This window comes from Roseovarius sp. MMSF_3281 (assembly GCF_030733685.1).
Taxonomy (GTDB): Bacteria; Pseudomonadota; Alphaproteobacteria; order Rhodobacterales; family Rhodobacteraceae; genus Roseovarius.
In genome coordinates this window covers 38711-53327 of sequence record NZ_JASHIM010000005.1, presented here as the reverse complement: position 1 = coordinate 53327, position 14617 = coordinate 38711, and the positions used below count along the sequence as shown (strand labels likewise).

9 protein-coding genes and 2 pseudogenes are annotated in these 14617 nt (G+C 61.7%); 6 read left to right on the top strand and 5 right to left on the bottom strand.

Features of this window, described 5'->3' with window-relative positions:
* Nucleotides 1-5: 5 nt before the first annotated feature.
* A complete protein-coding gene (locus RBB32_RS07535; RefSeq protein ID WP_306152094.1) occupies nucleotides 6-1424 on the bottom strand; it encodes an amidase in 1419 nt (472 codons plus the stop codon).
* A 96-nt stretch (nucleotides 1425-1520) separates the two neighbouring features.
* Nucleotides 1521-2771, bottom strand: coding sequence for a Zn-dependent hydrolase (locus RBB32_RS07530; protein ID WP_306152092.1), 1251 nt, complete (start codon nucleotides 2769-2771; stop codon nucleotides 1521-1523).
* Between the two features lie 301 nt (nucleotides 2772-3072).
* Between RBB32_RS07530 and RBB32_RS07525 the strand changes: the two genes are divergently transcribed.
* Nucleotides 3073-4467, top strand: a complete 1395-nt coding sequence (locus RBB32_RS07525; RefSeq protein WP_306152091.1) for an amidase family protein — start codon at nucleotides 3073-3075, stop codon at nucleotides 4465-4467.
* 175 nt (nucleotides 4468-4642) lie between these two features.
* Here RBB32_RS07525 and RBB32_RS07520 read toward each other — a convergent pair.
* The 3 genes and pseudogenes from RBB32_RS07520 to RBB32_RS07510 all read right to left on the bottom strand — a co-directional run.
* Nucleotides 4643-4801 (bottom strand): annotated as a pseudogene (locus RBB32_RS07520) (IS630 family transposase); the annotation flags it as partial.
* A gap of 13 nt (nucleotides 4802-4814) precedes the next feature.
* Nucleotides 4815-5282 (bottom strand): annotated as a pseudogene (locus tag RBB32_RS07515) (IS6 family transposase); the annotation flags it as partial.
* A gap of 104 nt (nucleotides 5283-5386) precedes the next feature.
* A complete protein-coding gene (locus tag RBB32_RS07510) occupies nucleotides 5387-6280 on the bottom strand; it encodes a LysR family transcriptional regulator (RefSeq protein WP_306152090.1) in 894 nt (297 codons plus the stop codon).
* 119 nt (nucleotides 6281-6399) lie between these two features.
* Between RBB32_RS07510 and RBB32_RS07505 the strand changes: the two genes are divergently transcribed.
* The 5 genes from RBB32_RS07505 to RBB32_RS07485 all read left to right on the top strand — a co-directional run bounded on the left by RBB32_RS07505 (nucleotide 6400) and on the right by RBB32_RS07485 (nucleotide 14615).
* Nucleotides 6400-8124: an acyl-CoA dehydrogenase family protein gene (locus RBB32_RS07505; RefSeq protein ID WP_306152089.1), complete on the top strand. Its 1725-nt coding sequence runs from the start codon at nucleotides 6400-6402 to the stop codon at nucleotides 8122-8124.
* Nucleotides 8121-9335, top strand: coding sequence for a CaiB/BaiF CoA-transferase family protein (locus RBB32_RS07500; protein ID WP_306152088.1), 1215 nt, complete (start codon nucleotides 8121-8123; stop codon nucleotides 9333-9335). The genes RBB32_RS07505 and RBB32_RS07500 overlap by 4 nt, the downstream gene beginning before the upstream one ends.
* 39 nt (nucleotides 9336-9374) lie before the next feature.
* Nucleotides 9375-10496 carry a TAXI family TRAP transporter solute-binding subunit gene (locus RBB32_RS07495; protein WP_306152087.1) on the top strand — a complete coding sequence of 374 codons (1122 nt, stop codon included), beginning with the start codon at nucleotides 9375-9377 and terminating at the stop codon, nucleotides 10494-10496.
* A gap of 74 nt (nucleotides 10497-10570) precedes the next feature.
* Nucleotides 10571-12526 carry a TRAP transporter fused permease subunit gene (locus RBB32_RS07490; RefSeq protein ID WP_306152086.1) on the top strand — a complete coding sequence of 652 codons (1956 nt, stop codon included), beginning with the start codon at nucleotides 10571-10573 and terminating at the stop codon, nucleotides 12524-12526.
* Nucleotides 12519-14615: a 3-hydroxyacyl-CoA dehydrogenase NAD-binding domain-containing protein gene (locus tag RBB32_RS07485; RefSeq protein WP_306152085.1), complete on the top strand. Its 2097-nt coding sequence runs from the start codon at nucleotides 12519-12521 to the stop codon at nucleotides 14613-14615. Before RBB32_RS07490 ends, RBB32_RS07485 begins: the two co-directional genes overlap by 8 nt.
* Nucleotides 14616-14617 lie beyond the last annotated feature (2 nt).

Below are 14617 nucleotides of genomic sequence, written 5' to 3'. Positions count from 1 at the left end.
CCCCCTCAGGCAAAGGCCAGTTGTGGCGGCGTCGTCAAAGGCCATAGGGTGGCCTCGTGATACAATTGGGCAATCTCCAGAAGTCGGCGATCGTTGCCTTTGCGTCCAATCAGCTGAATGCCCATGGGCAAGCCGTTGTTCCCGAATCCGGCGGGCATGGCCAATGCGGGCAAACCCGCCAGACTTGCCGGAACCATCGCCTCCATCCAGCGGTGATAAGTATCCATCTTGACACCAGCCACCTCTGTCGGCCAGCTCCAGTCCATCGGGAACGGCCACACCTGTGCGGTCGGTAAAACCAAGGCATCATAGCGGTCAAACAGCGTTGCCGCCGCCTGAAACCATCCCGAACGGACAACGCTGGCCTTGTGAACATCCACGGCCTTCATCGCAAGGCCGCGCTCGATTTCCCAAACCGCATCGGCCTTGATCTGGTCCCGCGTTTTCGGGTTCTCTAACAATTCCGAAAGCTTTGATGCCATTGTCCAGCTTCGCAATGTCGTCCAACTGTCCCAAAGGGCTTCGCGGCTGTAAGGTGCCGGAACCTTTTCCACCCTGCACCCAAGATCGGCAAGGGTATGGCAGGCAGCCTGACACAGGTCCAAAATGCCCGCATCCATCGCATAGGCCCCGCCCCAGTCCCCAAGCCAGCCAATCTTAACCTCTGCCGGGTCAATCCCGGCGAGAGTTAGATCGGGAACAAGCATGTTATGCGGCTGTCGCGGATCGGGGCCTGCCATGACCTTCAAAAGCAAAGCAAGGTCTTGCGGGCTGCGCGCCATCGGGCCGTCGGTTGAAATCTGATGCAGGAACGTGTCTGCCGCCGGCTCTGCCGGAACAAGCCCCCAACTGGGCCGCATGCCGTACACATTGTTCCACCCGGCCGGATTGCGCAGGCTGCCCATCATGTCCGACCCATCCGCGATCGGAACCATGCGCGCCGCAAGCGCGACCGCCGCACCACCCGATGACCCACCACAGGACACACCGACATCATAAGGGTTGCAGGTCGCGCCATGCACCGTGTTGAACGTATGGCTGCCAAGCGCAAACTCGGGCGTGTTCGACTTACCGATCACGATGGCCCCAGCTTGGCGCATGCGTGATACGAACAGATCGTCCTTATCGGCGATCTTGTCTGCAAAGGCGGGGGACCCCATGCTGGTCGGGAATCCCTTGGCATTGGCCATATCCTTCACACAGATTGGCAGACCCGCAAGGGCCCCGCCCCCGCGCGTAACATCGGTGGCGCGCGCCTCAGCCATAAGCCTATCGCTGTCTTTCATCGACACAACGGCGTTCAAAACACCATTTGCCTGTTCGACCCGCTCCAGTGTCGCACGCATAAGCTCTTCGGCGCTAAGCTGTCCGTCCGCAAGACCCGCCCTTAGGTCAGCCGCCCCAAGCTCCAGAATATCACTCATGTGATGCCTCCCTGCTATTCAGTTAAGCCCCGGCTTTCTTCTGTTCAAAAATATCCGGGGGAGTCGCAGCATGCTGTAACGGGGCAGCGCCCCCTTTTATTCGACGATTCCGGCTGTCTCGACGACGGCGTGCATCAAAACATCAGCCCCGGCCGTGGCCCAATCCTTGGATATCTCCTCGGCCTCGTTATGGCTCAGCCCGTCCACGCAGGGGCACATGACCATCGCGGTCGGGGCCACCCGATTGATCCAGCAGGCATCATGTCCGGCGCCTGACACAAGGTCGCGATGCGAATAGCCCAGCCGTTCGGCGGCGCTGCGCACCGCTGCGACGCAGTCTTTGTCGAATTCCACCGGGTCGAAGCCGCCCGCTTTCTCGAACTCCACCTCGCAGCCCATATCCTTGCCGATTTTGGTGGCGGCCGCTTTCATCCGGGTAACCATATCCTCGATCACCTCCAGTTGCGGTGATCGGAAATCGACGGTGAACACCGCCTTGCCGGGGATCACGTTGCGCGAATTGGGGTAGATGTCGATATGCCCGGCCGCGCCAACCGCGTCTGGTGCGTGGCTCAACGCGATCTCTTCGACCTTTTCCAGCACCCGCGCCATGGCAAGGCCCGCATTGCGCCGCATCGGCATCGGGGTTGACCCTGTGTGGCTGTCCTTGCCGGTGATCGTCACCTGTGTCCAATTCAGCCCCTGCCCATGGGTGACAACGCCGATATCCTTGCCTTCGGCCTCCAGAATGGGGCCCTGTTCGATGTGCAATTCGAAAAACGCATGCATCTTGCGTGCGCCAACCGCTTCGTCGCCGCGCCAGCCGATCCGGTCCAATTCATCGCCAAACCGTTTGCCTTCGGCATCGGTGCGATCCTCGGCCCAGTCTTGGTCATGCACCCCGGCAAACACCCCCGAGGCCAGCATCGCCGGGGCAAACCGTGTGCCTTCTTCGTTGGTCCAGTTGGTTACCACGATCGGGTGGCGCGTCTTGATGCCCAGATCATTCAGCGACCGAACGATCTCAAGCCCACCCAGCACGCCAAGAATGCCATCATACTTACCGCCCGTGGGTTGGGTATCCAGATGGCTGCCCACGTACACCGGCAGCGCGTCAGGGTCTGTCCCTTCGCGTCGGGCGAACATGTTGCCAAGGCTGTCCACGCCCATGCTGCACCCCGCAGCATCGCACCATGATTGAAACAGCGCCCGCCCTTCGGCATCCGCGTCGGTCAGCGTCTGGCGATTGTTGCCGCCGGCCACGCCGGGGCCGATCTTGGCCATCTCCATCAGGCTGTCCCACAGCCTGTCGCCATTGATCCGAAGGTTTTCGCCGGGTGCGGCCATTGTCACATCTCCCTGATGAAAGTTTGTTGCATCGTGCCTTAGCATGCGCATATCGTGGCAAAGAACAACAGGCTATCGCGACACGCGGGAGGCAAAAACATACCCAACCAATCCGCGACGGCGCGATCGACCTAATCCACGATCTTGCCCGCTTGCCGCGCAACCAATGCACCGGTAATGACCTCAAGCCTGGCTTTGAGTTGGAAATGCCCGAGACGATGCGCCTTTGGCTGGTTGTGTCGACAAACTAAGCGCCGCCTGTCGCTCTCGAGAAAACGAATGGCACAAGAAGGGCTGATAGATGGCGAACATCTGGGAATGGACGGCAACGCAAATTGCGGCAGAGGTCAGGGCGCGACGTATCTCGGCAGTTGAGGTGACACAAGCCCATCTTGACCGGCTCGATGCTGTCAACCCGGCGATTAATGCCGTGGTGCAGGAGTTTCCGGAGGAGGCGCTGGAGGCTGCTCGGCAAGTCGATGCCGCGCTTGATCGCGGCGACGATCTGGGGCCACTTTGCGGCGTGCCAGTCACGATCAAGGTCAATGTCGACCAGAAAGGTCAGGCCACGACAAACGGTCTGCGACTTCTGGCCGATAATGTTGCGACCCAGGACAGTCCAGTCGTTTCGAATATCCGCAAGGCAGGCGGCATCATTATTGGGCGTACAAACACGCCTGCCTTTTCCCTGAGGTGGTTCACCAACAATAAGCTGCACGGTCAGACGCTGAATCCGCGAAACCAGCTGGTCACGCCCGGCGGTTCATCAGGCGGTGCTGCGGCGGCAGTTGCCGCCGGAATTTGCACCATAGGACACGGCACTGATATCGCTGGATCCATCCGCTATCCCGCCTATGCCTGTGGTCTGTATGGGCTACGACCAACCACAGGCCGGGTGCCGGCATATAACTCCAGTGCGCCTGATCGTTTTATTGGCGCCCAATTCATGGCTGTATCCGGACCTATCACGCGAAGTATCGATGATCTAGAAGTTGCCTTTAACGCCATGTCGATGCCTGATCCGCGAGATCCATGGTACGTTCCAGAACCTTTAGGCGCGGCAGACTTTAGAAAGAACGTGGCGCTAGCGCTTGCTCCGGATGGCCTGATTGTCAGTGATGACGTGACCACGGCGCTACATGATGCTGCGACCCGCCTTCGACATGCGGGTTGGTCCGTTGAGGAGGTGGCCTGTCCTCCGATGCGTCGCGCGGCAGCAATCAACGCATGCCTCTGGATGGCTGAAATGCAGTTTGGGACTGCCGACACAGTGACCTCCGAAAATGATCCGGATGCACAATTCGTGTTCGAACAGATGTCCCAGGATGTAGGCAAAATCGGGTTTAAAACTCTAATGCAAGCCCTGCAGGCTCGCGCAGGACTGGTCCGAGAATGGCAGGTCTTTTTGTCAAAATACCCGATACTGCTATGCCCCATCTCGGGAGAATTGCCGTTCGATCAGCAACTCGATGTCCAATCCGAAGAAAGTTTTAAACGCGTTTTCGAAGCGCAGTTGACCCAGAGAGCCTTACCGGCAATTGGCATGCCAGGACTGGCGGTCCCAACAGGAGAATCAAAGGGCTGCCCCGTAGGCGTACAATTGATCGGTCCCCGCTTTCGCGAGGATATTCTTCTGGCTGCTGGACGTGATATCGAGGCCGCAAACAATCCGGTCGGCGTTTCCAATCCAGCCTGATCAAAGATGAACCCCAAGATTGGAGAGTGAAAATAATTCGGGATACCCAGCCCTGCGTGGAACATGTCCCCGTGTAGATAGAAGGGCCTTATTGATTGTACGGGTATGGTTCATTCCCGCGTCGCACCACACAACCTACAGCCCAAAAGAGAAAAACAATTAGAGCGTGTTCACCTCAATCGGTTTCATAGCATGCGGCGACGAAGAAGTTGTAACACTCGTCTGGGGTGAAGAGTGAGCAGACGTGTCCTACGGCGCGCCAGAGGTCCTCGTATGTTCGAGCGGCAACCTTTCGTATGAGTGCCTTGAGCTTCGAGAAGGCCATCTCGATGGGGGCACGCCAGGATCGATTTGAACCGTCCCATGACCTTCTCACGTTTGCGGGTCGGCCGATGCGAACCCTCGATGCGGTTGTTGAGCCCTTTGTGTGCCCGATGATCCGCTTCTGGCGCGAGGGTCCGGACCGGTTTGATGTAACTGCGCAACTTGTCCGTCACGACGGCACGCTGTTTGCCAAAGCGAGCGATCAGCCGTGTAAGGAAACGCTCGGCAGCTTTGGCGTTTCGGCACGGCTGCACAAGGATATCCAGCACGTCCCCGTTCGCATCCACCGCACGCCATAACCACTGCTTCACGCCGTTGATCGGGACGGCGACTTCGTCTAGATGCCATCTGCCTGCAGCGGTGGGACGGTCACGCTTTATGCAATCGGCGAAATGCCGGCCAAATCGGTTCACCCATTTGCGCACGGCTTCCCGGCTGACGGTTACACCGCGTTCAGCTAACAGGTCCTCGACGTCCGCCGTGCTAGGCGCGGCATCTCAGCTGGTATTCTCATGATAAAACGCTAGACGTATCAAGATACGGCAGCAAGTTGGCAATGCCAGTTAACGTGACAACACCGCGGCGTCGGCGCGCCTCAGGCCGCGCCACCGAACCGCTGTATGCTGGCGATGAATTTCTGCAAGGTGGGCGTATCATCATCGGCGCGCCAGATGACGGCGACATCATGTTCGGCCTGACGTTCCTCGATCTCGACGAAGACCACGTCGGAAAATGCACCGCTGGCCAGTGACGAGGGGACCAGCGACACGCCCATACCCTGTTTAACAAGGGCCACCACGGTGAACCAATGCTGAATCCTGAAGCGGTCATCCGCTTCCAGATTGGAGGCGCGCAACAGGGAGGTGATCTTGTCATGGTAGTGCGCCGCGAACCCGCGCGAAAAGACGATGATCCGCTCACCGGCAAGTTCGGAGATACGGATGCGGCTTTTCGTGGCCAGTCTGTGCCAACGCGGCAAGCAAGCGACCAATCGTTCCGTCTCGATAGTCATTTTGGTGAGGGTGTCCGGCAAGGGAACGGAGTGGACGAACCCCACATCAATCTTGTGTTCGAGCAGCCATTCGATCTGGCGGGTGGAGTTCATCTCCTGAAGGATCAATTCAACACGCGGGTGGCTGGTCTGGAAGGCCTTAAGCTTAGCCGGAAGGTCGCGGAACAGCATCGAAGGCACGAACCCCACGCCCAATTCGCCCGCCGCGCCCTTGGCCGTTTCCGCCGCGACCACCATAGCCGACTCGAGCTGCCCGAGGATTCGCGCCGCCTGTTCGGCAAAGACTGTTCCGGCCGGTGTCAGGCGAACGATCTTGCTGTTGCGTTCCATCAGCTTGACACCGAGACGATCTTCGAGGTGTCGAAGGCTGGCGCTCAACGGCGGTTGCGAAATGTTCAGTCTCTCGGCCGCGCGGCCGAAGTGAAGCTCCTGAGACAGAACAAGAAATTGCTTGAGCTGACGAAATGTGACGGCCATACAAAAATAGTATCATATCCAATTTAGTATCGCCAAATACATTATCGGTATTAGATTTTGCATTCTAAAATCTGTTTCCTGTCTCCAATTTATCAATTCGCGTGACTGGGAGGACACAGATGACCGCATCCATACACCAGAACATTCCAGACAGCCGGGGCATGAACCTGTTTGCGGCTGACCCAGATCTGTGGCGGCTGGTGCAGGTGTACCTCGATCCCGAAACCAGCGCGCTTGTCCACCCTGAACTGGACCGTATGGGGGCGCTGGCTGGGGACCGCCTCGAAGAGCTCGCCCTCACTTCTGACAAGAACCCGCCGGAACTGCGCATCCGCGCCCGCAACGGCGCCAATGACGAACGAATCGTCAAGCATCCCGCCTATGAGGAACTGGAGCGCTACGCTTTTGGCGAATTCGGCCTTGCCGCCATGTCGCATCGCGCCGGCGTATTCGGTGCAAAAGACAAGCTGCCTCCGATTGTGAAATATGCACTGGTTTACCTGTTCGTGCAGGCGGAATTCGGCCTGTGCTGCCCGCTCAGCATGACGGATTCACTGACCCGTACGTTGGTCAAGTTCGGCGATCCCGATTTGGTGGCACAATATTTCGATCAATTGACCAGCCAAGACATGCAAAGCCTTTATCAAGGTTCGATGTTCATGACGGAACAGGCCGCGGGGTCAGATGTGGGCGCCATCGACACCATGGCGCGCCGCCAAGGCGGTGAATGGAAGCTTTACGGCGACAAATGGTTCTGCTCCAACCCCGATGCGGCCCTGGGGATGGTGCTGGCACGGCCCGACGGCGGCGATGAGGGCACAAAGGGCCTGTCACTCTTCCTGCTGCCCCGCCATCTTCCAGACGGGCGCAAGAACGCCTATCGCATATTGCGACTCAAGGAAAAAATGGGGACAAAATCCATGGCGTCGGGCGAGATCGCACTGGAGGGAGCCACGGCCTATCTGGTCGGCGAAGCCGGGCAAGGCTTCAAGCATATGACCGACATGATCAACAACTCGCGGCTGGCCAATGGGGTTCGGTCCGCCGGCCTGATGCGCCGCTCTGTCGCCGAGGCCCTGTTCATCTCGCGTAACCGGACGGCCTTTGGCAAACGGCTGATCGACCTGCCACTCATGCGCCGCCAATTGCTCAAGATGATCACAACCGCTGAGCAGGGCCGCTCAATGGTTTTCCACACGGCAAGCGTCCTGCGCCGCGCCGACGCGGACGAGGCGGGTATGGCCAAGGTACTGCGCATCCTGACGCCACTGGTCAAGTTCCGCACTTGCCGTGATGCCCGCAAGGTGGCGGGCGACGCAATGGAAGTGCGCGGCGGCTGCGGATATATTGAGGAGTGGTCGGATGCACGGGTGCTGCGCGATGCGCACCTAGGCTCGATCTGGGAGGGAACAAGCAACATCGTCGCCCTCGATGTGGCGCGCGCTGTGCGGCGCGAGGACGCCCTGAGCGCCCTTGAGGCGCATGTGCACACCTTGCTGGACGAAACCCGTGATACCCTCGGCGCGCAGCCCGAGATCGCCGATCAATTCGCCCGCGCCGCCGCGTTTCTCGACGGTGTCGCCAATAGCCGGGAGCGCGAGATCGAAACCCGCGCCGCGGCCAGCGCGGTCTACAACGCGACCTCGGCCGTGACCATGGCATGGGAAGATGCCCGGATGCGTCAGGTCGGCAACGCCACCACGGGCGACCGGCTCGCGCTGGCGCATTCCGTGCTCCGGCACAAGCTTCAACCGCACGATCCACTGGCAACGGATGTCGAAGAAGACAGCCTTGCCGCGCGGGTTCTCGACAAGGAGCACGGCGATCTGGAGGCGGCGGAATGACCGAGACAGCCCCGCAAACTGCCGGCGCCCTGCACGGCCTGAAAGTGATTGACCTGAGCCGCGTTCTCGGCGGGCCGCTGACCGGTCAGGTGCTTGGCGACCACGGCGCCGATGTTATCAAGGTCGAACCCCCCACGGGCGACGAGACCCGGCATTGGGGCCCGCCGTTTCGCGACGGAACCGCCTCGTATTTCGATGGGGTCAACCGCAACAAGCGCGCCATCGCCCTTGACCTGCGCCAGGAGGAAGGCCGCGAGGTTCTGTTTCGTATGCTGGAAAACGCCGATGTTGTTCTCGAAAACTTCAAAACCGGCACGATGGAGAAATGGGGGCTTGGATATGACGACGTTCTGTCGAAACGCTTTCCAAGGCTGATCCATTGCCGCGTCAACGGGTTCGGCGCGGATGGCCCCTTGGGCGGTCTGCCAGGGTATGATGCGATCCTTCAAGCCATGGGTGGCCTGATGAGCGTAAACGGCACCCAAGACAGTGGCCCGACACGGGTGGGCCTGCCCGTTGTTGACATGGTCACCGGGCTGAATGGGGTCATCGGTATCCTGTTGGCCCTGCACGAACGCAGTGTCAGCGGGCAGGGCCAATTCATCGATGCCACCCTGTTCGACAGCGCCATTTCGCTTCTGCATCCCCATGCGGCGAATTACCTGATGTCGGGCAAGACGCCGGTGCGCACAGGCAACGACCACCCCAACATCTCACCCTATTCCACCTATGAAACGGGCACCCGGCCGATTTATCTGGCGGTCGGGAACGACCGGCAGTTCCACCGCCTCTGCGCGGTGCTCGGCGCCCAGGGTATCGCGGATAACCCGCGTTTTGCCAGCAATGGAGACCGGGTGGAGAACCGCGATGCCCTCAAATGCGCGCTGGAAACGGCAATGGCGGAAAAGGACGGCGCCGAATTGGCCGATGCCCTCATTAGGGCGGGCGTGCCCGCCGGCCCGGTGCTGGACGTGGCCGAAGCGCTTGCACATCCACATACCGCACATCGCGGGATGAATGTCGAGATCGGCGATTACCAAGGCGTCGGCGCCCCGGTAAAGCCATCGCGCAGCGCGCCAAGCTACCGGATGCGCCCGCCGCGTTTCGCGCAGCACACCGAGGAGGTGCTCCGCGAGTTCGATTTCTCGACCAAGGAGATTGAGACACTCACAGGGTCCGGGGTCGCGCCAAAAGCGCGCCCAGACCCCTAACACGTACAATCTGACTGATCATTCAAGGGAGGAAACCAAATGAGACACTTCATCAAGATGACCGCTGCCGCGGCACTGGCCGCCGGCCCGGCGTTCGCGCAAGAGGCCGAGTTGCCGCGCAGTATGCTTTGGGCAACCTACGATGTCGGTTCCAGCGGATATGCCGAGGCCTCGGCCATCGCGGATGCATTCGGCAAGGAATACGGTACCCGCGTGCGTATCATGCCGTCGGGCACCTCGATCGGTCGCCTGTTGCCGCTCAAGACCGGCCGCGTGCAATACGGCTGGCTCGCCAACGAGCTTTATTTTGCCACCGAGGCGCTGTTCGATTTCTCGGCCCGCGAATGGGGGCCGCAGGACCTGCGCGTCGTGGCGGGCCGCCCCTCCACCTTCGGTATGGCCGTGGCCGGCGATGCCGGTATCGAGGCGCTCTCCGACATCGCCGGTAAGCGCGTGCCGCGCATCAAGGCGAATCCCTCGATCAATATCAAGGTCGAGGCGCTGCTCGCCTTCGGCGGGCTGACATGGGACGATGTCGAAGTGGTCGAGGTGCCCTCCTACGGGGCGGCTCTCAAGGCTTTGGTGGACGGGCAGGTTGACGTGGCCGGTTCAACCCCCACCGCCTCGACTCTCTACGAGATGGAGAGCTCCTCGCGCGGGCTGGATTGGGCGCCCATGCCGAAGGACAACGCCGACGGCTGGGAGGCGATCATCTCGGTGGCCAGTTTCTTCGCACCGGCAACCGCGACCCAAGGCGCCGGTATAACCGAGGAAGACCCGGCGCAGATCTTTGCCGTGCGCTATCCGATGATCACGGTCTATGCCGATGCCGACGCGGACGAGATCTATAATTTCACCAAGGCGCTGGACGAGACCTATGACATCTATGCCAATGCCACCAAGGCCACGGCCCGCTGGAAACTCTCCGAGGCAGGTGTGACTCCGGCGGATGCCCCGTTCCATCCCGGTGCCATCCGGTATCTTGAAGAAATCGGCGTCTGGACGGAAAAGGACGCCGCCTGGAACGAGGCACGCCTTGACCGCCTGAACGCTGTGACCGAGGCGTGGGACGCCGCGGTTGAGGCCGCGCTTGACGAAGGCGTGTCCGACAAGGACTGGCCGGCCTATTGGTCGGAGTATTCGGCTGAGGCGCTGAACTAAGCCGCCCTGCCTGTCCCCCATGCCGGATGCTCCGGCATGGGTTGGTTCGACCGAACAGCCCTTGGAGACGCGACATGGCTGACCCTCTGACTGCGGGCCCCACCGCACGCCTGACACCGCTTGTACGCACGGCTCTTGCCAACCTCGGTGTTCTCGGGCTTTCGATTATCGTGGTGCAAACCTTCAACCTGTCGCTGTTTGGCGCCTTCCCGCTGCTCGCGAACCGGTATTACTATTGCATTATCGGTGTGTTCCTCGCCGCGGCCTTCCTGATCAGCCCGGCCCGGCGAAAGGGTCTCAGCGACCCGCCTGTGAACCTCCTTGATCTTGGGCTGATCGCCTTGACCGTGATCAGTTGCGGCTACCTTGCGTGGCATGCCGAAACGATCATTGCCCGTGGCTGGGAGGTCGTAGCACCACCGCAGGCCGCGCTTCTGTCCGGGGTGCTGGTGCTGCTGTCGCTTGAGGCGGTGCGCCGCACAGCCGGGACGCTGCTGATGGTGATCTGTGCGATCTTCGCGGTCTACCCCGTTTTTGCCGACCATATGCCCGCCTTTCTCTGGGGGCCGTCCTTTACCCTGTCGGAAACTGTCGCGGCCCATGCCATGGGCATGGAAAGCATCATCGGCATCCCGCTGCGCGTGGTCGCCGATACGCTCGTCGGCTTCATCATCTTCGGCTCCTTCCTGACAAGCATGGGGGGCGGGCAGTTCTTCATGGATCTGTCGATGGCACTGATGGGCCGCACGCGCGGCGGGGCCGCCAAGGTGGCCGTTCTCTCCAGCGGCCTGTTCGGATCTCTCTCGGGCAGCGTGATCTCGAACATCCTGACCACCGGGCGGCTTACGATCCCGGCCATGAAGAAAGCGGGCTATCCGGCGCAATACGCCGCCGCCGCCGAATCCTGCGCCTCGACTGGTGGCACCCTCATGCCGCCCGTGATGGGCGCCGTGGCCTTCATCATGGCCTCGTTTCTGGATGTGCCCTACACCACGATAATGGTCGCAGCCCTCGTGCCTGCGCTGCTTTACTACATCGCCCTCGTCCTGCAGGTCGATCTCTACGCCGCCCGCGAAGGTCTCACCGGTGAAACCGGCGAGGAACGGACGAGTCTCGCCACCGTCCTGCGCGACGGCTGGCACCATCTGACTTCGCTGCTGGCCCTCGTGGTCATGCTCTTTTTGTTCAGCCCGTCATGGGCCGCCTATTACGCCACCGCGCTCATGCTCGGGCTGGCCCTGCTGAAGTATCGCAGGCTCCCCGGTTTCGACAAGGTCATGGCCGTGCTGCAGGACGTGACGGGCAATATCGCGCATCTGGTGGCAACCCTTTGCGGGATCGGCATGGTCGTCGGTTCGCTGGCGATCACGGGGGTGGGCAGCGCCTTTTCCCGCGAACTGATCCAGTACGGCGGTGAAAGCGTCCCGCTGCTCTTGATCCTCGGGGCCTTGACCAGCTTTGTCCTTGGCATGGGGATGACCGTCAGCGCCTGCTATATCTTTCTGGCCACCCTGCTGGCCCCCGCGCTGGTCGAACTGGGGCTGAACCCCATCGGCTCCCACCTTTTCGTGCTCTACTGGGGGATGCTCTCGTATATCACCCCGCCGGTCGCGCTCGCCGCGATCACCGCGGCCCAGATCGCCGGGGCATCCGGCATGCAATCGGCCTTCAAGGCCATGCGCCTCGGGGCCACGCTTTTCGTCCTCCCCTTCGTCTTTGTCTACGAACCCGCGCTGCTGCTGGATGGGCCAACCTTGACCGTCGTTGCCGCCGTGGGAACCGCGGCGCTGGCCTTAACGCTGGTTTCCTGCGCCTTCGAATCCTACCTCTACGGGGTTGGGCGGATCGGGACGGCGGCCCGACTGGCCTTGTTCGTCTCGGGCGCCCTTCTGCTGATCCCGAACCGCGATACCGAACTCGCCGGGCTGGCGGTTCTGGTGGCGGCCCTCGCGGCCTTGTTCCTGTCGGGCCGCCGGTCGGCCGGAAACGGCGCGCGGAATCTGACAAAAACAGGGGGTCAAGATGGATAAGACATCGCAAGACAATAGCTCTGCCGTCGGCGTCGAGATATCGGAGGGCCAATGCCGCATGACCCTCGACAACCCGCCGGTCAACGTCATCGGGCACCAGGTCCGCCAAGGGCTTGACGCGGCTGTTCGGGCCGCCGAAGACGCGCGCGCCGACAAGGTCATCGTGACCGGCGCGGGCAAGGCCTTCGCGGCGGGCGCGGATGCCAAGGAATTCGACCAGCCTGCCCGGCCGCCGCATCTACCCGGGGTTCTGGCCCGGCTCGAACAACTGCCCGCCATCGCCGCACTGAACGGCATGGCCTTGGGCGGCGGGCTGGAAATCGCGCTGGCCTGCCGGATACGGATCGCCGCGCCGGGCTGTCGTCTCGGCTTGCCCGAGGTCACGCTCGGCGTCGTGCCCGGTGCGGGCGGAACGCAGCGCCTGCCCCGGCTGATAGGGATCGAAGCGGCGGCAAAACTGATTTCCGAAGGCGCGCGCATCACCGCCGAAGAGGCCCTTGATCTCGGCCTGATCGACGCGATCGCCGACGATCCCGTCGAAGCGGCCAAGTCCGTGTCACTCGACACCCTTCAGGCACGACAGCCCGCCCTCGATCGGCCTGCCCCTGCCCCGAACCCCAACGCCATCAAGGCCGCACGGGACAAAGCGCACAAACGGGCGCGCGGGCAAATCGCCCCGCAGGCCGCGCTTGACCTGATCGAAGCTACCGCACATACCCCGCCGGCCCAAGGGCTAGAGAACGAGCGGGCACAATTCCTCGACCTCCGCCAAGGCCCGCAGGCCAAGGCGTTGCGCCACGTCTTTTTCGCCGAACGCGCCGCCGCCGCGCGCAGCAATGGATTCGAGGCGGCGCCAAAATCCCTGTCCTCCGCCGTGGTGGTGGGCGGCGGCACCATGGGGGCCGGGATCGCCTATGCGCTGGATAGTATCGGCGTTACCACCACCTTGGTCGAGGTCGATACCGCCGCGGCCGAACGCGCCCGCACCAATATCGACAAACTTTTCGACGAAGGGGTGAAGCGCGGCAAGTCGACCCCGGAGGAGGCCAAGGCCGGCAAGTCCCGCATCGCCGTACGCACCGGCTACAAGGCGCTGCCGCCGGTCGATATCGCGATCGAGGCCGTGTTCGAGGAAATCCAGGTCAAGCGCGCGGTATTCGCCGCACTTGATGCCGCCCTGCCGTGCGAAACGATCCTGGCCACCAATACCTCCTATCTGGACGTGAACCGCATCTTCGAAGGTATCCGCGCGCCCGAACGCTGCCTCGGCCTGCATTTTTTCAGCCCAGCCCATGTGATGAAACTTGTCGAGATCATCCGCACCAACAACACTTCCCAAACCACGCTGGCCAGCGCCTTTGCCTTGGCCGCGCGGCTGCGCAAGGTGCCGGTCGAGGCCGGGGTCTGCGACGGGTTCATCGGCAATCGCATCCTGACCGCCTATCGACAGGTTTGCGACATCATGCTTCTCGACGGAGCGATGCCCTGGCAGGTGGATAGCGCCATGGTCGCATTCGGGATGGCCATGGGTCCCTATGCCGTACAGGACCTTTCGGGCCTCGACATCGCCTATGCCAACCGGCAGCGCAAGACCCTGCGTGATACGCAGGATGCCCGGCATGTTCCGATCGCCGACCGCATGGTCGAAGACCTCGGACGCCTCGGGCGCAAAACAGGTGCCGGCTGGTACGATTACACCGATGATGGCGCGCGCCCGTCAACGCAGGTTGCGGAACTGGTGGAAACCGCCTCGAAAGAAGCCGGGTGCCAAAGGCGCGCCTTCACCGACGATGAAATCGTCGCGCGCGCCACCACGGCGATGATCTGCGAAAGCCTGCACATCCTGCACGAGGGCATCGCCCGCCGCCCTGCCGACATCGACCTCGTGCTTGTCCATGGCTACGGCTTCCCGCGCTGGCGCGGCGGCATCATGCACCACGCCGACAGGATCGGGTTTGAAGAGGTGCGCGACCGGGTCAGGCGCTATGCGCAGGACGATCCCCTGTCATGGCGCCTGCCGCCCGATCTCGAACAGCGTGTCGCGCAGGGCCAGGCCTTGGCCGACCTTAACCAGGAAAAAACGGAATAACC